The following is a 22520-nucleotide window of genomic DNA, read 5'->3' as shown; positions in this document are numbered from 1 at the left end:
GCACGGCCGGTACTTGGAATCGGCACGTCGCACTCGTACACGCCGGTTCCTCCCCCACCGTCCGCACCCACCTGACACCTGCTCGCCACGTGTTGTTGGCCACTCCAGCGTCCGTCGGCACCGGGCATGCCGGCCGACGACGCAAGGTGGCGCCGCGCGCACGATATGTCAGCAATGTTGCAGCTCTATGGCAAGCGTGCCGTTGCGCACATGGCCGCCGTTGCAGAGCCATGCCGAGGCGCGCGCCAGGCATTTCGAAACGGCATGCCTGCGCTGGCCGCGTGCTGTCATGCTGGCGCCATGCGGACGCGCTCAGCGGAGAGGAACAGAGCTTGAAACGACTTGGATGGATGGCGGGCGTACTGGCCGCAGTGAGTTGTCAGCTGGCGCAGGCCGGCAGCGCGGTGATCAGCCGGATCGACTACCAGGGCGATGACGGCGGCCCGATACCGACCGCGGCGCAGTACCGCAACCCGGTCGTGGCCGGTTTCCATCCTGACCCGTCGGCGGTCCGCGTCGGCGACGACTTCTATCTGGTCAATTCCAGCTTCGGCTATTTCCCCGGCCTGCCGGTGTTCAAGAGTCGCGATCTGGTGCACTGGACGCAGATCGGCAACGCGATCGATCGCCCCGATCAGATCAAATACGGCAACGACGAACTCACCCGCGGCCTGTTCGCCGCCAGCATCAGCCACCACGACGGCACCTTCTACATCGCCAACACCTGTTTCTACTGCGATGGCGGCAATTTCCTGATCACCGCCAAGGACCCGGCCGGGCCCTGGTCGGACCCGATCTGGCTGGATGCCAAGGGCATCGATCCATCGCTGTTCTTCGACGACGACGGCAGCGCCTGGCTGGTCAACAACGATGTGCCGGCCGGCAAGCTGCGTTACGACGGGCACCGCGCGATCTGGCTGCAGCGGCTGGATCTGGCCAGCATGAAACTGGTCGGCACGCGCCAGGTACTGGTGGATGCGGGCTTCCAGCCGGCCAGCAACCCCGAGCATATCGAGGGCCCGCACCTGTTCCGTCGCGATGGCTATTACTACCTGACCGCAGCCGAGGGCGGCACCGGCGAGCAGCATGCACAGATGATCTACCGCAGCCGCCAGATCGCCGGGCCCTACCAGCCCTGGAGCGGCAATCCGGTGCTGACCCAGCGCGATCTGGACCCCAGCCGCAGCGCGCCGATCACCTCCGCCGGCCACGCGCAATTGGTCGAATTGCAGGACGGCTCCTGGTGGGCGGTGTTCCTGGCCACCCGCCCGTATCAAGGCAACCACTACACCCTGGGTCGCGAAACCTTCCTGCTGCCGGTGCAATGGCGCGACGGCTGGCCGGTGATACTGCCGCACGGCACGGCTGTGCCTGCGGTCGCCACGCGCCCGCCGCTGCCGGCAGGCACGCAGGACGCACCCACCAGCGGGCCGATGCAGTGGAGCGAGCATTTCCAGGACGCGCGCGTGCCGATGCAATGGATGACCATCCATCCGCCAACGGCGCCGTGGTATGTCACCGGCCCGCAGGGTCTGCGCATCACGCCCTCGAGCGTGGCGCTGGGCGATATCGGCCGCGGGCAGCCGGCGTATCTGGGCCACCGTCTGCAGCATCACCACGCCACGCTGGCGGCGACCGTCGATGGCGGCACGCTGGCAGCGGGCGAACAGGCGGGGCTGGCGATCGTCGCCAGGGAAACGCATTACCTGGCCTTACTGCTGGTGCGCGAGGATGCCGGCATGTCGGTGGTGCTGTCGCGCCGCGCCGGGACGCAGGAGCCAGGCAGCGGCACCGTGCTGGCGCGCGCGCCGCTGGCCGATGCAACCCAACCGGTCACGCTGCGCTTCGCCCTGGATGGCGCACGCGTGCATGTGGATTACGCAGTCGGCAGCGGCCAGTGGCAGACGCTGCTGGAACAGGGCGATGCCCGCATGCTCAGTACCGACAGCGCCGGCGGTTTCCTGGGTGCCACGTTCGGCCCGTACGCGTACGCGCAGTGAGCGCACGCACGCCAACGACACGCCGGTGCTGCCGGCGCACTGCACAGGCATCCACTGCAGCCAGGTGCGTGCAACACGGCGTGTCAGGCACAGGCGGCGCACACCTGAAACACACGCAGCTGGACGCTGGTTTGGACGCGCGCAACGCCTGAGGCGTCGCGGCACATCGCTATCGTTATCGTTGCGCGGCAGGCAGGCACCGACAGCTGGCGCCTACGCGCGTAAACCGCGTCAGGCGCGGGCGGCGATCACGCTGCTATCGAGCATCTGCCCGACCATGTTGAGCAGATCGTTGAGGCTGAAAGGCTTGGGCAGCAGCGCCATGCCGTCGGCCAGGAATTCCTGGCGGGTGGCGGCGTTTTCGGCGTAGCCGGTGATGAACAGGATCGGCAAGCCCGGCCGCAGCGCGCGCGCCACGTCGGCCATGTCGCGCCCGTTCATGCCGGGCAGGCCGACGTCGGACACCACCAGATCGATCTCCACCCCGGCACGCAACTGATCCAGCGCGCCGTTGGCATCATCGGCTTCCACCACGTGGTAGCCGGCATCGCTGAGCACCTCGCTCACCATCATGCGCACCACATCGGTGTCGTCCACCAGCAAGATACGCTCGCTGCGTGTACGGGGCGAACTCGGTGCCGGTGCCGGCGGCACCGCGCTGGCAGTGAGCCCGCGCGGCAGCAGCAAGGCCACCGTGGTTCCGCGGCCCACGGTGCTGGTGATGCGTGCGGTGCCGCCGGACTGGCGCGCAAAGCCATAGGTCATCGACAAGCCCAGGCCGGTGCCCTCGCCGATCGGCTTGGTGGTGAAGAACGGCTCGAAGACCTGATTGAGGATGGCCGGTTCGATGCCGCTGCCATTGTCGATCACGTTCAGCACCACGTAATCGCCATCGTCCAGTTCCGGATCGCCTTGCGCGGTGTAGGCCGCGCTCTGGATGCGGATGGTACCCCGGCCCTTCAAGGCGTCACGTGCGTTGATCACCAGGTTGAGCACCACGTTTTCGAGCTGGTTGGCATCGGCCACCGCCACCAGTGGCGTGTCGGCCAACTCCAGCTCCAGCACGATGTTCTCGCCGATCGAGCGGTGCAGCATGTCTTCCAGCGAACGCACGCGTGTGTTGATGTCGAAGGCTTGCGCATCTAGCGATTGCTTGCGCGCGAAGGCGAGCATGCGCTGGGTCAGTGCGGCGGCGCGATGCGCCGAGCCGGTGGCGATCTCGGCCAGCCGCGGCACCCGCTCGATGCGGTTGGACTCGACCGCCAGCTGGATCATGTCCAGGCCGGAAATGATGCTGGTCAGCAGATTGTTGAAGTCGTGCGCGATGCCGCCGGTGAGCTTGCCCAGCGCCTCCATCTTCTGCGCCTGCAGCAACTGGATTTCGGTGCGCTGGCGCTCGGCGATCTGGTGGGCCAGCTCGGTGGTGGCGGTATCCAGCTCCTGGCGCTGCTCACGCTCGCGCAGGCGCTGTTCGGTGACGTCCTCGACCAGCAGCAGGCCCAGATCCGGTTCGCGATACGGCGACACGCGCCACTCGGTTTCGCGCACCTTGCCCTCGCGCAGGATCGACAAGGCACCGCTCCAGCGCTCGCGTTGCGCCAGTGCGTTGGTCAGCGCCTGTACGGTGGCGGCCTGGTCCACGCCGGGCACGGCAAGCGCCTCGCCGGGCGTGACGGTACCGATCAAGCGCTGGAACGCCGCGTTGGCCTCATGCGTGTGCAAGCTCGCATCGACCACCGCAATCGGTGCACTGATGTGCTCGAAGATCTCGCGAAAGCGTGCCTCGCTGATGCGCAAGGCGTCTTCGGCCTGGCGCGCGCGCAGCAGGGTGCGCAGCGTGGCGACCAGCACGCTGGGGTCGACCGGGTGAATCAGGTAGGCGTCGGCACCGGCCTCCAGGCCGGTGATCATGTCGCCGGTGGCGATCGACGCGGCCGACACGTGCACCACCGGCAGCAACGCGGTGCGCGGCTCGGCGCGCAGCGTGCGCACGATGTCAAAGCCGCTCATGTCCGGCAGATTGACGTCCAGCACCACCGCAGAGAATGCCTGCTCGGCCAGTTTGGCCAGGCCGTCGGTGCCGGTGCCGGCTTCGTCGACCACGAACTGGTGGTGTTCGAGCACGCGGCGCACCGAATAACGCGTCACCGCGTTATCGTCGACGACCAGAATGTGTGGCTTACTGCCCAAGTGCATCCTCCGCTGCCAGCGTGACCGGCAGCACCACGAAAAATTCCGAGCCCTGCCCGACCACGCTGTTGATCCCCACCGTGCCGCCCAGCAACTCGGCAAACCGCTTGCAGATCGACAGCCCCAGACCGGTGCCGGTGAGGCGTTTCTGCAACGGCGAATCCACCTGTACAAAATCCTCGAACAAGGCGTCGTGAAGCTCGGCCGGAATGCCGATGCCGGTGTCCTGCACGCCGAAGCGCACATGGGTCTCGCCTTCCAGCTGCGCGAATACGCGCACATGGCCTTGCGGGGTGAACTTGAGTGCGTTGGAAATGAAGTTGCGCAGGATCTGCGCCAGCTTCTTGTCGTCGGTATAGAGCATCGGCAGCACCGGCGGGTCTTCGAAGATCAAGGTGGTGCTGCCGGCATCGGTGAGCGGGCGGAACATGCCGCGCAAGGCCGCAAACAGGTCCATCAGATCGAACCAGCCCGGCGAGATGGTGATGCGCCCGGCCTCGATCTTGGCCAGATCCAGCAGGTCGTCGACCATCTCGGTGAGCTCGCGCGCCGAGGCACTGACAAAGCGCACCTGCTTGGACTGTTCGTCGGTCAGCGGCCCGTCCATGCCGTCTTCCAGCAGCCGCGTGATGCTCAGGATCGAGCTGAGCGGGGTGCGGAACTCGTGGCTCATGTACGACAGGAAGCGGCTCTTGAGCTCGGACACGTCGCGCAGCTGTTCGGCCTGCTGATCCAGCTCGGCATACAGCGCCAGCACACCCTGGTTGGTCTCTTCCAGCTCTTCGCGCAGGGCCTGGTTCTGCCGCCGCAGCGCATCCAGTTCGGCCAGCGGATCGAGCGGCGGTGTCTCACCGGAAGCATTCATTGCAGGCCTCCCAGCCGCATGACAAATACGCCGCAATCGTCGCGGCCACGCGTGTAATCGCGCAACAGCACCGCCGCAATCAGACGCGGATGGCGCGACAGCAGGCCCGGGTGATCGCGCAGGTTCCAGCGCGATTGCAGGCCATCGCTGTGCATGACCAGCAGCTTGCCGGCGGCATCCGCAAAATCGAACGGCTGCGCCTTGCGGAACTGCACCCCGACGATGCCCGGATGCGACGGCATGCCACGCACGCCGTCGCCATCGCACAGCGAGGCGACGATATTGCCCACCCCGGCAAAGCGCACCCGGCCGGTGCTGCTGTCGAACTGCATCACCGCGGCCGCGCCGCCGCGGGTGCCGGACATACCGGCATGCAGCTGCGCGATGCGCTCGCCGGGTTCGCCGCGGGCCGTGGCTGCAGCGCGCGCGCCGGCGTCGGCGGCTTCGGCGGCGCCCGGACCGTGGCCCAGGCCATCGATCACGGTGACAGTCGCCCGCTGCTCGCCGATCGCCAGATGCCAGGCATCGCCGCACACCGTTTCGTTGTGCAGCGGCAGGCGGATGGCGCCGTACGGCAGGTCCAGCTCGGCGCGTTGCTGCGCAAACAACCGTGCCATCACCACCGCACCCTTGGCATCGGAATACGCATCCAGCACCTGCGCCTGGCGCTGGATCGCACCCAGCCCGGTGCCCGGCGTCCCGGCGGTGGAATAGCCATCGCGCAGGCCGTCCACGAGTGCGAACCCGGGGCCGCCGTCGATGGCGCAGATCTCCACGCCCATGCCCTGGGCGGTGGCGACCGTGGACAACTGCAGCACGCCGCCACGTCCATGCTTGACCATGTTGGTGGCAAGCTCGGTGGCCACCAGCGCCACGCGCCCGCAGGCGGCCTCATCGAAACCCAGCGCCTGAGCCAGCACCGCCGCCTCGCGGCGCGCCTGCCCGACCTGGCTGGTTTCGTCGACGCGAAACGCGCGCGTAACCTCGCCGGCGAGCATCACTTCCATTTGGTGATGGTGATCCGCGTGCCCTTGCCGGCTGCGGTGTCCAGCACGAAATCATCCACCAGCCGACGGCTGCCGGACAGGCCCAGCCCCAGCCCGCTGCCGGAGGTCCAGCCATCGGTGAGCGCCAGATCCAGGTCGGGAATGCCGGGGCCCTCGTCGCGGAAGGTCAGCTGCACGCCCTTGCGGATGCCGCTTTCCACCAGGGCCCAATCCATGTCGCCGCCGCCGCCGTAGATCACGGTGTTGCGGGCCAGCTCGCTGGCTGCGGTGACCAGCTTGGTCTGGTCGACCAGACGCAGGCCGCACTGCACTACCAGCTTGCGTACCGTCTGCCGGGCCAGCACCACATCCTGTTCGGTGCGCACCGGTTGCGAACCGGTGGTCATGAAGCGTGATCGGGTTGCTGCAACAGGCGCATGCCGCGTTCGACATTGAGCGCGGTGCGCACCGACGGCAGGGTCAGGCCCAGCTCGACCAGCGTGATCGCCACGGCCGGCTGCATGCCCACCACCACGGTCCTGGCATCCATGATTGCCGCCAAGCCGGAGATGGTGCTGATCATGCGGCCGATGAAGGAGTCGACGATGTCCAGTGCGGAAATGTCGATCAGCACGCCGCGCGCGGAGGTGGCGCTGATCTTTTCCGACAGGTCTTCCTGCAGCGTCATCGCCAGTTGGTCGTGCATGTCCACCTGGATGGTGACCAGCAGCAGGTCGCCCATCCGCAGGATCGGGATGCGCTCCATGTCAGCCCGCCTTGCCCACGGTCACGCCGATGCGCTTGAGCGCCAGCGCCAGCGCGTCGGACAGGTTGGCCTTGGTGACGATGCCCTGCAGGTCCAGGCCCAGGTGCACGATCGTCTGCGCGATCTGCGGGCGCACCCCGCTGATGATGGCGTCGGCGCCCATCAGGCGGATCGCGGTGACAGTCTTGAGCAGGTGCTGCGCGACCAGCGTGTCCACGGTGGGCACGCCGGTGATGTCGATGATGGCGATTTCCGAGCCGGTATCGACGATGCGCTGCAGCAGCGACTCCATCACCACCTGGGTGCGCTGCGAATCCAGCGTGCCGATCATCGGCAGTGCCAGCACGCCCTCCCACAGCTTGACCACCGGGGTGGACAGCTCCAGCATTTCTTCCTGCTGGCGCACGATGATGTCTTCGCGGGTCTTCTGGAACGCCTTGACGGTGTACAGGCCCAGACGGTCCAGCAGCTCGGACAGCGCCCACAGCTGCTGGCCCAGATCCTCCGGCGCATCGGCATACTCGCGCTGCATCAGCGCAAACAGCACCCGCTTGAGCGAGAAGATGAAGTTGGCGGTTTCCTGCGAATCGAAGCCACGGGTGGCGCGGTCGCGCGAGAGGTTTTCCAGGAAACGACGCACCTCGCTCCAGTCGGCGCTATCCAGGCTGCTGCCGCCGTCCTTCAGGGAAGCGACCAGCAGATGCAAAAAGTCCGCGCTCTGGGTTTCGACGTCCTGCCGGGAAATACGTCCATCGCTGCCCAGGCTGGAGCTCAGCCATGCAGCCAACAACGCCGTTTCCTGGCCACGAATCGCATCGATCGAGCGCTGCTGCAATGCCACCATGAGATCACCCGCCGAGAGTAGAAGAGAGAAGGCTGGGCATGCGGGGCGATGGCGCCCCCTGACTGGCGCGGCGCCCCCACGCCGAAGCGCAGCAGAATAAAGCAATTCAGTTTCGGCAACCAGCGACGAACCTGTAGCGGTCAGTGGAACGTGCAGACAGAGTTTGACATTGCGGCGCACGCGGTGAACGTGAGCGCGACCACGCCTGGAAAGATGCGATGACTGCCGTCCCGTTCCCTTGCCACGGGCGCGACGATTGCAGGCGCGACGGCAGCCGGTTGGCGTCCGCCGCAGGCTCGGCCGTGCATGCAGCCGCCGACCGCTGCGCAACGGGGGTCATGCTTTGCGGGCAGAACGCGCCTGACGCCGCACCATACCTATCGGAACCGCGCATCTCATGGCAGCGGACGCGCCCGCTGCGCCAGCTGGCCCGCTCGTCCACAACCGGCACCGCATGCAACGCGCTGTGCCACCGGCAGGGTGTCTGCGCGGCAGCCGGGCGTGGTCTGATCGCAGCCTGCTTTTTCTCAGGTGGTCGCTCTCCATGTCATCGCTGTTCTCTCCGTATCAACTCAAGGACGTCACGCTGCGCAACCGCATCGCGGTTCCGCCCATGTGCCAGTACACCGCCGTCGACGGCCTCAGCAACGCGTGGCATCAGGTGCACTACGCCAGCATGGCGCGCGGCGGTGCGGGCCTGGTCATCGTCGAAGCCACCGGCGTATCACCGGAAGGACGCATCACCCCCGGGTGCCTGGGCCTGTGGAACGACGCCCAGGCCGAGGGACTGGCGCGCATCGCGGCATCGATCAGCGCTGCCGGCGCCGTGCCGGGCATCCAGATCGGCCACGCCGGCCGCAAGGCCAGTGCCAACCTGCCGTGGGAAGGCGACGACCACATCGCCGACGGCGACCCGCGCGGCTGGGACACCATCTCGCCCTCGGCCATCGCCTTCGGCGGCGGCCTGCCCAAAGTGCCGCGTGAGATGACGCTGGACGACATCGCCCGCGTGCGCGGCGATTTTGTCGCTGCCGCACAGCGCGCGCGCGATGCCGGCTTCCAGTGGCTGGAGCTGCATTTTGCCCATGGCTATCTGGCGCAGAGCTTCTTCTCGGTACACGCCAATCAACGCCAGGATCACTACGGCGGCACGGCCGACAACCGCGCGCGCTTCCTGCTGGAAACGCTGCAGGCCGTGCGTGCAGTCTGGCCGGAACAGCTGCCGCTTACCGCACGCTTTGGCGTGATCGAATTCGATGGCCGCGACGAAGAGACCCTGCAGGAAGCCATCGCACTGACGCGTAACTTCAAGCAAGGCGGCCTGGATCTGCTCAACGTCAGCATTGGCTTCAGCACCCCGACTGCGCAGATTCCATGGGGACCGGCCTTGCTGGCGCCTTACGCCGAACGGGTCAGCCGCGAGGCGCAGCTGCCGGTTGCCTCGTCCTGGAACATCGACGATCCGCTGGAAGCCGACCGCGTCGTCGCCGCCGGACAGATGGAGCTGGTGATGGTCGGCCGCGCGCACCTGGCCAACCCACACTGGCCGTATCACGCCGCACTGGCTCTGGGCGAAGAACGCCCGTCCTGGGTACTGCCGCCTTCGTACGCGCACTGGCTGGAGCGTTACGGCAAGCGCAGCTGATCGGACAGCTGCGATGCACTGCGAGATAGTCGTACAGGCGAATGCTTAGGTCTGCTGCGGGCGCTTACACCGGGTTTCCAGGGATGGATTCCCGGCGCGTCCCGACACTGGATGCGGCGCCGCGCTGCCGACCGACTCCGCAGCCCTGGCAATCTTGTGCAAGACCTCTGCCGGTTCCATGCGAATGCTGCCGAGGGCGCTTGCACGCGTACCGGCGTAGGACACGCCGCAAGTACGTCCCTGTAGGCTCTGGCGCGGCATCCATGCCGCTCAATGTCCCACGCCGGCACGCGCACAAGCACCACCGGTTGTTGTCGGTTGCGGAAAGAAATGCGGAGAGCCTGTTGGGCCGTAGGTGCTTCGGCATGTCGCCATCGCTGACGATGTGGCAGCGGATAGATGGCTTACCGATTTGCATTGGCCACGGACTGCGCAGGCATCCACACGTGCTTTGAAAGCATTGCTTGCCGATCAGCGGTAGCAATCTTGAGAGCGTGGTGCCGCGTCCGGTGGAGGCTCGGTGGCGACATGGATGTCGCCACCGAGCCTCCACGGATGGATTCACGGCGTATCCCGACACTGGATGCGGCGCCGCGCCGCCGAACGACTCCGCGCACCGATCAATCTTACGCACGACATTTACCGGTTCTACGCGAATGCTTCGGTCTACTGCGAGCGCTTGCACGTGTACCGGCGTGGAACACGCCGCAAGTACGTCCATGTAGGCTCCAGCGCGGCATCCATGCCGCTCAAGGTCCCACGCCGGCACGCGTGCAAGCACCACCGGTTGTTGTCGGTTGCTGAAATAAATGCGAACAGCCAGATGGGCTGCACGTTCTTCCGAGCGCCACCATTCCTGACGACATGCCAGCAGTTGGCACGCAAACCACGCATGCCAATCCCGAATGCCCAATCCCCAATCCCGGCGGCAGCAGCGACCGCATCAGCAGCCGCTGCACGACGAGCTTGATCGCCGCCTACAGCCCGTAACGCTCCACTGCGTCCAGATGCGGGCGCGGGTCCTGATCGCAGGCCTCGGCCAGGCGCAGCCAGCACATCGGGTGCGCCCACTGCGCGGTTGTGGCCAGCAGGACGCGATGCAGTTCCAGCGGTGCCACCGCTTCCGGCAGCGCCACGGTGAACAGCACGCCCGGCAGACCCGTGCTCGCATCTTCCGGGTCGAACGCCTCCGCGTGTTCCGGATCGACCACGCGATAGTCGTCGCGGCTATGCAGCCACAGTTTCCAGCCACGCGCTTCGATGTCCTCGCGCAAGGCCTCGATCGCCTGCTCGCCGGGATGCACGCCATCCACCAGCCAGCTGCTGCCGTAACCGCCCGCCTCCAGCACATGCACCTGCGCATAAGTCGGCACGAAGCGCTCGCGCTCGGCCTCGTCCTCCGGCGGCGGATACAACAACTCCGCATCGAACACCACCCAGTCGCCGACATGCTGGCGCCTATGCGCCGGTGCATTTTCGACGATACGCGCGGTGACCGGGCCGGTGCGCCGCGCGTAGTACTCGGCTGCCTCGCCGTCATCCACGCAGCGCACGATCACCCAACCCCAGGTTTCTTCGACCACGCCGCTGGTGCTGCTCAGCTCCATGCCGAGCGCCAGCGCCGAGGTGCGCACTGCGTCCCATTGCTGCGCCGCGCTGGCCGCAGTCATGTGATCCCAATGCGCGGAGCGCGGTTCTTCCATCAACTCGGTCAGCTGTCGATACACCTCGGTGGCATCGGCGAAGCGGCCGGTATTGAGATACATGCGCCCCAGCAAGCCGCGCGCACCGTGCGAGCCGGGCGACAGTTCCAGTAACGCGGTGCAGGCCTGCTCCAGCGCCGGCCAATCGGCCAGCCGCTGGGCCAGCTGCGCCTCGCACCACAGCGCCGCCACCGGCACCAGCGGGCGATACAGCTGCGCCAGCCGGCGCAGGCCGGCCTCGTCGCCACGGCCCAGCAGCAGATTCATCAGACGGAAGGTCGGGCTGGTTTCGCGATCGGCATGCCGCTGCACGAATGACCACAGCAGCGCGATCGCCTCGTCGTCGGCCGCACACGCGCTCAATGCCGACGCCGTGGTGTCCACCAACTCGGCATCGTCGGGTCGCTCGGCCACTGCCTGCAGCAACCACTGCGCCTCGCGCTCGGGGTTACGCGCCACGTCTTCGCCCTGCGCGTCCAGCCATGCCAGCAACTGCTCGGCGGGTACCGGCGCCGGCTCGCCGGCCGGTGCGGTTTCGATGCGCACGGCCAGACCGTCCAGCAATTGCGTGGCGCCCCGGTCCTGGCGCAACTTGGGCACGTGCGCACGCGCAAGCGCCAGGTGGCGGCGTGCGGTCCACACCGCGCCACGCTGCAAGGCCAGCCCGATCGCCATCTCGGCCGCCTCGATCAGGATGCGATGCGCACCGACCTGCGCGTAATGATCGAGCATCACCTGCAGGCGGCTGCCCAGATCCCAGGTATTGCGCTCGGGCTGGCGCGATACCAGCACCACCACCGCACGCAACCAGTGCAGGCGGTAGCGCGGCGCGACCTCGCGCCACGGCAGAAACGCTTCCAGCGCTTCGTCGTCGCGATTCAACATCGCCAAGGCGCGGGCTTTCTGCAAACGCCGCGGCTGACTGCAGTTGGCCCACTCCGCGCCTTCGCGCGCGGCCTCGCGCTCGCGCTGCTCGATCAGTGCCAGCGCGTCTTCCGCGCGGCCCAGCGAGAGCAGGATCGAGATGCGCATGTCCGGCACGCCGTCGTAGATCTGACCGCCATGCGCAACAATGGTCTGCGATTGCTGGTCCAGATAACTCAGCGCCGCCTCGCCGCGTCCGTCGTCGAGCAAGGCATCGGCTTTTTCGCAGCTCAGGCATTGGTAGCACGACCAGCTCGGATCGATGCGGCCCAGCGTTTCCTCGCACACCTCGATGCGCTCTTCCACCCAGCCCGGACCGTCGATGTTGGCGTAGCACGCGGCCAGATCCTGGGTCACGCACACCGACTGCGGGCACTCCACCGCATCGGGGCGGTGCGCACGCTCGAACAGCGTCACCGCATCGCTCAGCGCACGCTCGCCCTCGCACAGGTTGCCGACCCGGTTGCGCATTTCCCAATGCCCGACGAACACCTCCAGCCACGGATTGGCCAGCGTCTTGCCCAGCGCACGCGCCTCGGGCAACAGCGCTTCGGCACGTTCGATCTGCAGGTCGCAGATATGGTCGGTCAGGCGCGTCAGCAGTTGCGCATTCTGCGGCTGCCCGGCTTCGCCCAGATCGTCCTGCAGCTTCTCCACCCAGTTCCAGATTTCCATCGTGTTGCTCCTTCGATGCGGCGCTCAGCGTGCCAGCAATTGGGTCACGGCCTCGGCAAGATCGCCGAAGGCCCGATTCAAATCCGATCCGCCCGATGCGTTGGCACCGGGCTGCGGCTGGGTGCGCCCCTGCGCCGACACGATCACCTTCAGTGAGCGCAGCAGCCGTGCCGCCACCGCCGCCTGCGGATTGCCGGCGCGTTGCGCCGCCAGCAGCGCCTGCAATGCCGGGTTATCGAGATTCAGGTACAGCCGCTGGGTCTGGCGTGCTTCGATCCCCGCCGTGAACTGCCGGGCCAGCCGCAGCGCAGCGGTGGACACCCGCTTGTCGTTCTCGTCCTGCTCCAGGCGGCGTTTCAGTTCGGCCTCGCGGTCGGGCACCACCACCAACGGCAATGCCTCGGGGCTGAAACGCGCCGGCACCAGCGCTTCGCCATCGCCCAGATGCTGTTCCAGCCAGGCCAGTTCGTCGGCCGGCAGCGTGTCCAGCTGGAACAGCTGCCGGTTGCCCTGCTCGGTGCCCAGCTCGACCAGGCGCACGCCCTTGGCCTGCGTCCAGCGGCGCAGGAACGGCACCACCGCATAGCGATTTCCGTAGGCCACCGGCACGCCCATCGCGCGGAACAGCATTTCTTCGAAACCGCTGTCGCTGTCCAGGATCACGTGCACCGCACCACGCGCCGGCAACTGCTGCGCCGGCAGGTCGCCCTGCGAGGTCGGCACCCGCACGTGTTCCATCAGCAACTCGAACAGACGCTCGTCGCATAAGGCAGCGCCCAGCAATGCCTCGTTGTGCCGCAGCAGGATGCGCCGCCAGGCTTCCGGCTGCTGACGCGCCACATCGGCCAGGCCCTGCACCAGCGCCTCGGACAACGCGTGCTGCACGGCCGCGTAGGTGGCATCGCGCTGCAGGTCTTCGCGGCTGGCGGTGGGCGTCAAGCGGTTGGATTCGATCACGCCCCCGATAAAGCCCGCCCACGGCGGCAGCAGTTCGCGTGCGTTGTCGTCCAGCAGCATGCCGCGCAGGAACACCGACAGATTGCGGTTGTCGCTGGTGCCGTAGGTGGCTCCGTCCTGCACCCACAGCAGGCCGACCGCATCGCTGCCCTCCTCCGCGCGCACCGGCATGCAGCACAAGGGTTCGAAGTTACGCTCGAAACGCGCAGCAAACTCGCGTTGGCGCCGCCAGGCCTGCACCGGATGCAACGGCACCGCATCGTGCATGCGCCACGGCGGCGGCTCGGGGTTGATCGCCTGGGTATCGGAGCCGATCCAGATCGGCTCGCGCAGCAGCGCGCAATAGCGCGACAGGATCTCGCGCAGCCGTGCTTCCTGGGCCAACAACAGATAGTCCTGGTGCAGTTCCAGCACCACTTCCGTCCCGACCTGCGCACGCGCCGGGATCGGGCTCACCGTGTATTGCTCGGCATTGCTGGAGATATAGCAATGCCCCAGCGTCGGGCTCTGGTAGGAGGTGGTGCGCACGGTGACGCGGCGCGCCAGCACGAAGGCCGACAGAAAGCCCAGCCCGAACATGCCGATCAGGCCGCTGTCCTCATGCCCGCCCTGACGCAGGCCACGCGTATACCCCACGCCGACCGTGGCCAGGTAATCGTGGATCTCCTGCTGGGTCAGCCCGGCGCCGGTGTCGATGATGCGCACGATTCCCTGGGCAGCGTCGGCATGCACTTCGATGCGCGATTCGCCTTGCCAGTCGGGTTGTTCCAGCCGGCGACGCAGGATCGAGTCGTGCGCGTTCTGCACCAGCTCGCGCAGCGCGACCACCGGCGTGGAATACAGATGCTTGCTGAGGACGGACATCAGTCCGTTGAGATCGACGCCTGCACGGCGGATCTGGGAGGCGTCCGTCGCCTCGGAGGTGTGATCTTGCATGATCGTTCGTCGTTTCCTTGGCGGCCACGCCCATCCTCGGACGCGCCTTCCTGGGTGGCAGTGCGAGCCGAACAGGATAGCCGCAAGCCACGTCGTACGCACGCGCGCCGCACTCTCACGGCTTCCAATGGCTGGCCCGCCGTTCGGTCGCCACTGCAGCACGGCCTTCGGAAACGACACGCCACGGCCTGCATCGACGCCCGGCCGTGGCGCGCAACGGCCTAGCGCTGCAGGGTTTCCATCGGTGCCTCATTGAAGTGCTGGCGATAGCCCTTGGCCAGCGCCGAGCGGCTGCCCACGCCCCAGCGGCTGGCCGCCTGCAGCACGCTGCCGCAGCCGCCTTCGGCCAGCAGTTCGTCGCGAATGCTCTGCATCCGGTAACGACGCAACACCTGGGTCGGCGACAGCCCGGTAGCGGACTTGAACGCCTGCTGCAGGGCGCGCCCGGTGACGCCGATCTGCGCGGCCACCTCGTTGATCGACAGATCTGAGCGGTGCGCATTGGTGATCATGTAGGCGTAGGCGCGCCGGTACTTGGCCGGCAGCCGCGCGGAGATGTCGTCGCTGACATGCGCCGGGGTGCCGCTTTCCAGCAGCCGCGGCGCCTGTACCTCGCTGCGCAGGCACTGCACCGCACCCAGCGCATAGCGGTTGTACAGCAGCAGTGCCTGCTCGGTCTTGCCCAGCGCCTGGCTGATCTTGGCCTGGCAATACTCGAACTCCAGATTCCAGCGCGGCGCATGGTGCCGGCCGGCGCCGGCCAGGGCGCGCTCTGCCAGATCGGCACGTCCCACTGCCAATGCGGCAAGCGCCAGCTCCACCTGCGCGTCCTGCCGGGCGCAGGGCGGGCAACCGGTGGCGGCGGCCGGCAGCGCATCGATCTGCGCATCGAAACCGAAGGTGTCGCCACCGGCGATGCGCAGCAGATTGCGCACGTGGCGCATGCGCTGTGCGAGCACCGGCATGCTCTCGGCCAGGTCGGCGATGCAGGCGCGTAGCTCGTTGGGCTCGAACGCGTGCGCAGCATCCTCCTGGCGCAGCGTGGCCTGCCAGAACACGTGGTCGCTCATCCGGTCGGCGCGCCGGATGCGCAACTGCGCAATCATGTCCAGGCGCAGCGCAGTGGCGACGCGCAGCCACTCGGTTGCGCCGCTGTCCAGGTCCGCCAGCACGTCGTTGGCACGCTCCAGCGTCTGCAGTGCCAGCGTGCTCTGGCCCAGGTGGAAGTGGGTCAGCGCCTTGCCCAGCAGACTTTCCCCGCACAGGCAGGCCGGCGTCTCGCGGTCCATCGCCAGCTGTGCGAAGCAGTTCAATGCAGCGCTCAGGCGGCGCTGGCTCAGCATCAACCAGGCGGTATTGCGGCAGGACAGCAGCCGCAGTTGGCGCTGGTGCCCGCGCATCGCCTTCAAGGCGTGGCGGTAGGCATCTTCGGCCTCCTCCTGGTATTCGAGGATCAACAAGGCGTCGCCGCTGGCGCCGAGCAGGCCGACTTCATCGTCGGCGCCATCCGCGGCGGCCTGGCCATCACGGCGTTGTTGAAGATGTTGCAGACCTTGCGGCCAGGCACCAACCAGCATCCTGCTTGTATAGGTAGGAAGACGGTCTGCGTACGACAACGCAGAGATTGCCGCGAAGTAGGTTGAAAGGATCATGCCGGGCTCTCTCATAGGGGGATGAGCAAAAACAACAATGCGCCGGTCTGGCTGGCGCAACCGATTGTATGCAGCGGATCCAATGGAATTTCTCACTCCAAGGCACTAAGAAAATCAAAAAACCTCACTCTGTCTCCTGCCAACCCAGTTATGCGGCATGCAGATAAAGGGCACTTTTTGCATACCGCCGGCGCTGTCGTGCATAGGACATTGCACGCCATGCGAAACCGTATTGAAGACAGGACGGCAGCCGGAGAAGATTGGCAGGGCCAACCAAATCCCATGCCTTGCGTCGGCTTCACTGATGTCCCGGCATGACGTTGCAATGGCCGCATGCGCGGTACTTCAGTAAATGAAAGATGCGCGTCAAACGATGGCCGCGCCGTTGCGCTGCATCGGCGGATCGCTCAGATATTCCATGTGCGCTGCAAGCACATGCAAATCGCAATACCGTGGTATAGACCTGGACGCGAAATGGAATGGATTCCGCGACCGCGCCCGTCGTCTCGCCGCGTCGACCGACTGCGCGTTGCGCAATGTCGGAATTTTGTTAGTTACTGACGACGCATGCCCTGGATGTAAGAGCTGCTTTACGCCTAGATGAGCGTACGTTAAAGCCGGCCTACCCAAAGCCGAAGAAAAGTACGCAGCAGTGAAACTTTCTGGCTCGGCAATGGTACATACCATTCGTCCGACCCCAGGTCGGATCCCCTGGCAGCCGAAGGCGATGGCGATGCACTTATCTCTACATGTGGGTTTTGTATTGACGCCTGCTGTCCGCAACAGGCATCCGACGTACGCCTGGTACGTGTGCAGACATGGGAAGGCCGGCTGATGCACGGCAACCTTCCCGGCAAGCACGGATCGGCTTTCCTGTTGACGCAGGACGCGCGTCTGGCATCGCAGGTCAACGCGAGCCTCGCACCGCTGGCCCCGAGTTTTGCGGTGTTTTCCGATGAACTCGAACTTCTGCGCTCGCTGCGGCATTCCCCTTACGAGCTGTTGATCTTCGATGCGACCTGCGTCGCGTCGGACGACAGCTCGCTGCTGGCCTGGCAACGCTGCCACAGCGGCCATCCCACGCCGCTGATCGTGCTGGGGCGTTTCGACTGTGCCCACGACATCCTGGCCTGGTACCGCGCCGGCGCACACGATGTGCTCGCCCTACCCTTCAATTCGCACGAGCTGCATGTGCGCGCAGCATTGGCGCTGTCGCCGGTGGCCGAGGCGTGCCCCGAGAGCCAACAGCTGAGTGTGGGCCCCTACCAGCTGATCCGCGACGAAAATACCGTATACCTGCACGGCAAGCCGATCGTGTTGACCGCACGCGAGTTCTCGATCGCCTGGCTGCTGTTTTCCAGCCCCGGTGTGTGTTTCCGCCGCTGCCAGTTGGCCAAGGCGGTGTGGGGTAGCCACACCGAGTTCACCGACCGCACGATGGAGCAACACATCTACAAGCTGCGCAAGAAGCTGCAGCTGTGCAATCACAGCGGCGTGGTGCGCATCAGAACCGTGTATTCGCATGGGTACAAGCTGGAACTTGCCCTGCAGGACAAGGACGCACCGACGCCCGGCAAGGTGGTCAGCCCCAGCACCGGCCATCATGCTGCGGCCTGTTGACCGATGCGGCCCTGCAAGAGCGAAGCGCGGCGACTTGCGCTTGCTATCTGCTACCGGCGCCTGCATGGCAGTGAATCGGCCGTTGCCGTGCGTTGAGCTGGTCAGGCATTAACTGGCAGAGCTTGTTCGCCGGCTCCATGTCGAGTGGAAACGCACCCAGTTAATAGTTCAATAATGTATTGAATATACAAATAGAGCTTGGCGCATTGCCGGCCGACTGCTTCCTACACCCTGGCAGGACGTCCAAGTTTTTGCCGGCAGTTGAAGAACGCATCAATCGAGCCGAATCCGGCACTCAAACGCACGCGTGTTGTTGGTCAGCCTGCGCCAACCGTACATCTCCAGAAACGACAATGGCGCGGAGAAGTCTCCGCGCCATTGTTCGATCAGGCCTTGCACCCGCTTACTGCTTGGGATTCTCGCCGTACTCGTTCGGGCCGGGCGTACCTTCCAGGCACATGAAGACCAGCACGATGAAGCCGCCCACATAAGGCACCAGGCTGATCAGATAGAACCAGCCCGACTTGCCCTGGTCGTGCAAGCGACGCACGGTCACTGCAATGCTCGGCACAATCAATGCCAGCACCACGATCCCCATGACGGCAGCAACCAGCCATGCCAGTGCACCAGGACCGTTCTCGCCGCCCATCAGTGCAGCCGCGATGCCGAACAGGCCGCCCAACACCAGCAGGACGATCGCCTGCAGCAGCATGAACATCCAATATTCCTTGCGGCGCGAGCGGCCATTGAAGTCGGCGTAGCGCTTGAGTGGCAACAACATCCATTCCATCGTGTTTCTCCTGATAACGCGCAGTGAGCGCTGTCCGTGATCCGGTGCACAGTGCAACGGGCCGCGCATGTTGCCATAGCCGCCCTGCGCTGAAAACGTTTTCTTATCGACGAATGGCAGATCGCGACCTGCTGGCCGACGGACGGTCACCGGAGCTGGCGACAGCCAGCCCGAAACTTCATTGATGTCATTCCGGCATGGCGCAGGCGGCCATGTCGCCCACTACATGGGGGTGCGGGGTCAGCTCATCGCGTGCAGAGCGACGCCTGTGCCGACAGTCGCTCCCCCTACCGCACCGGCATCACTCGGCGGCCGCTTCCAGCGCCTGGCTCAGCCGCTCCACCGCAACGATCTCCATGCCCTTGATGCTGGTGGTCTTGGGCGCGTTGGCCTTGGGCACGATCGCGCGCTTGAAGCCGTGGGTGGCGGCCTCTTTCAGACGGTCCTCGCCGTTGGGCACCGGCCGGATCTCGCCGGACAGCCCCACCTCGCCAAAGGCGATGGTCTTCTCGGACAGCGGCCGATCGCGCAGCGAGGACAACACCGCCAGCAGCACCGGTAGGTCGGCAGCGGTTTCCTGCACACGGATGCCGCCGACCACATTGACGAACACGTCCTGGTCGCCCACCACGATGCCGCCATGGCGGTGCAGCACCGCCAGCAGCATCGCCAGCCGGTTCTGCTCCAAACCCACCGCCACGCGCCGCGGATTGGACAGCGGCGAGGCGTCCACCAGCGCCTGCACCTCCACCATCAGCGGCCGGGTGCCTTCGCGGGTGACCATCACGCAGCTGCCCGGTTGCTGGGTGCTGCCACCGGACAGGAAGATCGCCGACGGATTGGAGACCTCCTTGAGGCCCTTCTCGCCCATCGCGAACACGCCCAGCTCGTTGACCGCACCGAAGCGGTTCTTGAACGCGCGCAACAGCCGGAACCGGCTGCCGCTCTCGCCTTCGAAGTACAGCACCGCATCGACCATATGCTCGAGCACGCGCGGGCCGGCGATGCCGCCTTCCTTGGTCACATGGCCGACCAGGAACACCGCGGTGCCGGTCTCCTTGGCATAGCGCACCAGCCGCGCCGCGCTCTCGCGTACCTGGCTGACCGAGCCCGGCGCTGCGGTCAGCGATTCGGTCCACAGCGTCTGCACCGAGTCGGCCACGATCAGCTTCGGCCGCGCCACGCTGGCATGCTGCAGGATGTTTTCGATGCCGGTTTCGGCCAGCGCGTTCAGGCCCTCCAACGGCAGATCCAGCCGCACCGCGCGCCCGGCCACCTGCGCCAGCGATTCCTCGCCGGTGACGTACAGCACCGGCAGCGTGCTGGCCATGCTCGCCAGCGCCTGCAGCAACAGCGTCGACTTGCCGATGCCGGGATCGCCACCGATCAGCACCACCGCACCTTCGACCAGGCCGCCGCCCAGCACCCGATCGAACTCGCCAATGCCGGTGGACACGCGCGCCTGCTCTGACTGCTGCACGTCCTTGAGCGCGGTGATCTTGGGCGCCTCGGCCTTGCCGGCCCAGCCGCTACGCCGCGATGCCGCAGGCGAGGCTTTGCCGCCGGGCGTGGCGCTTTCGAGCACGATCTCGCTGAGCGTGTTCCAGACCCCGCACTCGGTGCATTGCCCCTGCCACTTGTTGTATTCGGCGCCGCACTCGCCGCAGACATAGGCCGTTTTCGCCTTCGCCATCGTCAGTTAACCAATCGCTTCTGGAGCGACAGGATAGTCGGCGTCGGTCTCAGGATGCGCGACGCTGGCTCGGGAGTCGGGAGTCGGGAGTCGGGAATCGGGAATCGGGAATCGGGAATCGGGAATCGGCCAGGCTGCGGCGGCGCTGGAATGGATGCAACCGCGCATTCCTGCTGCTGCGTTTTCACTCCGACATCGATGGCGCCGAGCGTTTGGCTGGCGCGCTGTCTTCTGCTCGGTCGGCATCGGTACCGACCAGAACCAGCGTCTGGAGCCGCATGATCGATCGCAGCCGGTCATGCAGCTCCAGGTCTTGCCATTGCCCGCTTCAACGGCTGTGAGCGGGCGGCTGCCGCTCAGCGCGGCTTGTACAACTCGCTCAGGCGATCCGGCTTGCCGGGGATGCGTTCCAGATGCGGATACAGCAGGCCGCCGTGGTAATCGATGCGCACGGTGTCGTAGCGGTCCAGGCGCTTGACCAGCAGTTCGATCGGCGCGGTGGTGCCCTTGGCCGCCTTGATCGCGTCCTTGATCACCTCACTGCTGAAGGCGCGGCCGTTGACCGCCACGATGGTGTTGCCGGCGATCAGGCCGGCATTGAAGGCCGGGCCGTCCCACAGCACATCGCTGATATCGCCAGAGGCCTTCAGGGACACGCCAAGCGAATAGGTCAGGCTGGCGTCCTTGTCGTCGCTCTCGTCGGCCTTGGTCGCCAGGTTCGGCTCCTCGTTATAGACCAGCTTCCAGCCGTTGGCTTCGATACCGCCGTTCAAGGAGCCATGCCCGTCCATGCGGCTACGCAACAGGCTCGCCCAGTCGTAGGCGGCGATGCCATTGAGCGTGGCGACGATGTCGTCGAAGGTGTACGGGTTGACGTCCCAGTCGCCGTTCTTCATGCCGAAGAAGGCCTTGCCGAAATCGTCGATGGAACGCTTGTTGTTGGTCAGCGCGCGCAGCTTGCTGTCCACTTCCAGCCACATCATCTGGCCGCCGGAGTAATAGTCTTCGGCCATCTGATAGCTACGGTAGGCCTTGGGCCGGCGCATCGACATGGTCGGGTCGTTGGTGGTGTCCTGCACGGTGCGCCAGGCCATGCCGGGGCGACCACGCTCGTAGTTCGCCGCCACGCCGGCCAGCATCTCGCGCGCCTGATCCTGCGTCCACAGGCCCGAACGCGCAGCCATCACTTCGCCCCAGAACTGGGTCTGGCCTTCGTACAGCCACAGCAGGCTGTCACCCATCGGCACGTTGAAATTGGGCGTGGCCAGGTCGGCGCCACGGCGGTACTTGCCGTTCCAGGAATGGTTGAACTCGTGCGCGAGCAGGTCGCGGCCGGTCCAGCTCTTGTCCCACTCGGTGAAGTAGGTCGGCACGCCGCTGTTTTCGCTGGAGCGATGGTGCTCCAGGCCGATGCCGCCCAACTTCTTGGTCAGCGCCAGCAGGAATTCGTAGTGGTCGAAATGCCGCGCGCCGTAGAGCTTGTCCATCTGCTGCACCAGCGATGCATGCGCCTTGATCTGCTCGGGCTTGGCCTCCAGCGACTTGGCTTCGTCGGCGAACACGTTGAGGTAGACCGGCTGCTTGCCGCCGCTCAGCTCCACCCGCTTGTAGTACTTGCCGGCGAACATCGGCGAGTCGACCAGATCGTCGAAGTCGATCGGCTTGAAGGTCACCGTGTCGCCAACCCGGCGGTCGGTCTCCAGTGCCGTGGCATAGCTCCAGCCGGCTGGCAGCGTGACGCTGGCCTGGGCCTTGATGTTGCGTGCGAAGACGCCGGCCGGATACAGCGCCGTGGTGTTCCACTGCAGGTTGAGCATCTCCGGGGTCATCATCACCCGGCCCTGGTTGGGGGCCTGCGGCGAGAGGAACTTGAACTCGGCCACCAGCTCGCTGGCGCCCTGCGGCACGTCCACGGTGAAGGCATACACATCGAACTGGTCGCGCTTCCACGGCACCACCTTGCCATCGACCTTGATCACCAGACCGGCGAGCTTGTCGATCGGCCCGGTCGGCGAGTGATTGCCGGGAATCCACTGCGGATACAGCAGCGTCATCGGGCCCGGCCGGGCCGGCATGGTGGTTTTGACCTTGAAGATGCGATGGGCCAGATCGGTGGCATCGACGTCGATCTTCAAAGTGCCGTCGAACGGCACGTCCTGCGGCGCGGCAGTTTGTGCGGCCGCAGGCAACGACAGTGCCGCCAGCAACGACACGGACAACAAGGTGGGGATCTTCATCGCAACTCCGCAGGGACCTGGAACAGGCAAGCCCACG

Annotated in this window: 16 protein-coding genes and 1 other RNA gene; 5 read left to right on the top strand and 12 right to left on the bottom strand. The window is 66.0% G+C overall.

Annotated features, from left to right (window positions below):
• Positions 1-24 precede the first annotated feature (24 nt).
• Positions 25-101, top strand: a non-coding RNA gene (locus AC1PLS_RS06380) — sX9 sRNA.
• Positions 102-350: 249 nt separating this feature from the next.
• Positions 351-2000 carry a glycoside hydrolase family 43 protein gene (locus AC1PLS_RS06375; RefSeq protein ID WP_184380473.1) on the top strand — a complete coding sequence of 550 codons (1650 nt, stop codon included), beginning with the start codon at positions 351-353 and terminating at the stop codon, positions 1998-2000.
• Positions 2001-2231: 231 nt separating this feature from the next.
• Here AC1PLS_RS06375 and AC1PLS_RS06370 read toward each other — a convergent pair whose 3' ends face one another.
• From AC1PLS_RS06370 to AC1PLS_RS06345, 6 genes are read right to left on the bottom strand one after another with little or no spacing between them, the layout of a single operon-like run.
• Positions 2232-4190 (bottom strand): response regulator, encoded by a 1959-nt coding sequence (locus AC1PLS_RS06370; RefSeq protein WP_184379806.1) that lies wholly within the window; start codon positions 4188-4190, stop codon positions 2232-2234.
• Positions 4180-5055: a sensor histidine kinase gene (locus AC1PLS_RS06365; protein ID WP_184379803.1), complete on the bottom strand. Its 876-nt coding sequence runs from the start codon at positions 5053-5055 to the stop codon at positions 4180-4182. The genes AC1PLS_RS06370 and AC1PLS_RS06365 overlap by 11 nt, the downstream gene beginning before the upstream one ends.
• Positions 5052-6062, bottom strand: a complete 1011-nt coding sequence (locus AC1PLS_RS06360; RefSeq protein WP_184379801.1) for an ATP-binding protein — start codon at positions 6060-6062, stop codon at positions 5052-5054. Before AC1PLS_RS06360 ends, AC1PLS_RS06365 begins: the two co-directional genes overlap by 4 nt.
• Positions 6053-6448, bottom strand: a complete 396-nt coding sequence (locus AC1PLS_RS06355) for an ATP-binding protein (RefSeq protein WP_016901512.1) — start codon at positions 6446-6448, stop codon at positions 6053-6055. Before AC1PLS_RS06355 ends, AC1PLS_RS06360 begins: the two co-directional genes overlap by 10 nt.
• Entirely contained in the window at positions 6445-6807 is a 363-nt protein-coding gene (locus AC1PLS_RS06350) for an STAS domain-containing protein (protein ID WP_104552896.1), read from the bottom strand. The genes AC1PLS_RS06355 and AC1PLS_RS06350 overlap by 4 nt, the downstream gene beginning before the upstream one ends.
• Position 6808: 1 nt before the next feature.
• Positions 6809-7651 carry an STAS domain-containing protein gene (locus AC1PLS_RS06345; RefSeq protein WP_046342035.1) on the bottom strand — a complete coding sequence of 281 codons (843 nt, stop codon included), beginning with the start codon at positions 7649-7651 and terminating at the stop codon, positions 6809-6811.
• Positions 7652-8195: 544 nt separating this feature from the next.
• On the opposite strand from AC1PLS_RS06345, the gene AC1PLS_RS06340 reads away from it, so the two are divergent.
• Complete coding sequence (locus AC1PLS_RS06340; protein WP_039520011.1) at positions 8196-9296, top strand: NADH:flavin oxidoreductase/NADH oxidase; 1101 nt, start codon at positions 8196-8198, stop codon at positions 9294-9296.
• Between the two features lie 977 nt (positions 9297-10273).
• On the opposite strand, the gene AC1PLS_RS06335 is transcribed toward AC1PLS_RS06340, so the two are convergent.
• From AC1PLS_RS06335 to AC1PLS_RS06325, 3 genes are all read right to left on the bottom strand, one after another.
• Positions 10274-12598 carry a tetratricopeptide repeat protein gene (locus tag AC1PLS_RS06335; protein ID WP_481104289.1) on the bottom strand — a complete coding sequence of 775 codons (2325 nt, stop codon included), beginning with the start codon at positions 12596-12598 and terminating at the stop codon, positions 10274-10276.
• 24 nt (positions 12599-12622) lie between these two features.
• On the bottom strand, positions 12623-14491 hold the full coding sequence (locus AC1PLS_RS06330; RefSeq protein ID WP_184431807.1) for an ATP-binding protein: 1869 nt from the start codon (positions 14489-14491) through the stop codon (positions 12623-12625).
• 221 nt (positions 14492-14712) lie between these two features.
• A complete protein-coding gene (locus tag AC1PLS_RS06325; RefSeq protein ID WP_184432914.1) occupies positions 14713-16068 on the bottom strand; it encodes a helix-turn-helix transcriptional regulator in 1356 nt (451 codons plus the stop codon).
• A gap of 96 nt (positions 16069-16164) precedes the next feature.
• Between AC1PLS_RS06325 and AC1PLS_RS06320 the strand changes: the two genes are divergently transcribed.
• Both AC1PLS_RS06320 and AC1PLS_RS06315 read left to right on the top strand, forming a co-directional pair.
• The gene (locus AC1PLS_RS06320) at positions 16165-16461 is read left to right on the top strand and encodes a hypothetical protein (protein ID WP_146010813.1); all 297 of its coding nucleotides are present in this window, start codon (positions 16165-16167) and stop codon (positions 16459-16461) included.
• Positions 16462-16977: 516 nt separating this feature from the next.
• Positions 16978-17763 (top strand): winged helix-turn-helix transcriptional regulator, encoded by a 786-nt coding sequence (locus AC1PLS_RS06315; protein WP_481104288.1) that lies wholly within the window; start codon positions 16978-16980, stop codon positions 17761-17763.
• A gap of 403 nt (positions 17764-18166) precedes the next feature.
• On the opposite strand, the gene AC1PLS_RS06310 is transcribed toward AC1PLS_RS06315, so the two are convergent.
• The 3 genes from AC1PLS_RS06310 to AC1PLS_RS06300 form a co-directional block, all read right to left on the bottom strand.
• The gene (locus AC1PLS_RS06310; RefSeq protein ID WP_016901521.1) at positions 18167-18553 is read right to left on the bottom strand and encodes a DUF805 domain-containing protein; all 387 of its coding nucleotides are present in this window, start codon (positions 18551-18553) and stop codon (positions 18167-18169) included.
• 301 nt (positions 18554-18854) lie between these two features.
• Entirely contained in the window at positions 18855-20246 is a 1392-nt protein-coding gene (gene radA / locus AC1PLS_RS06305; RefSeq protein WP_016901522.1) for a DNA repair protein RadA, read from the bottom strand.
• Between the two features lie 356 nt (positions 20247-20602).
• A complete protein-coding gene (locus AC1PLS_RS06300; protein ID WP_166771045.1) occupies positions 20603-22483 on the bottom strand; it encodes a M61 family metallopeptidase in 1881 nt (626 codons plus the stop codon).
• Between the last annotated feature and the right edge of the window lie 37 nt (positions 22484-22520).

The sequence above is a fragment of the Xanthomonas sp. NCPPB 3218 genome (assembly GCF_056725185.1).
Note: the sequence above shows the minus strand (reverse complement) of the source record. Positions and strands in the feature narration are given on the sequence as shown.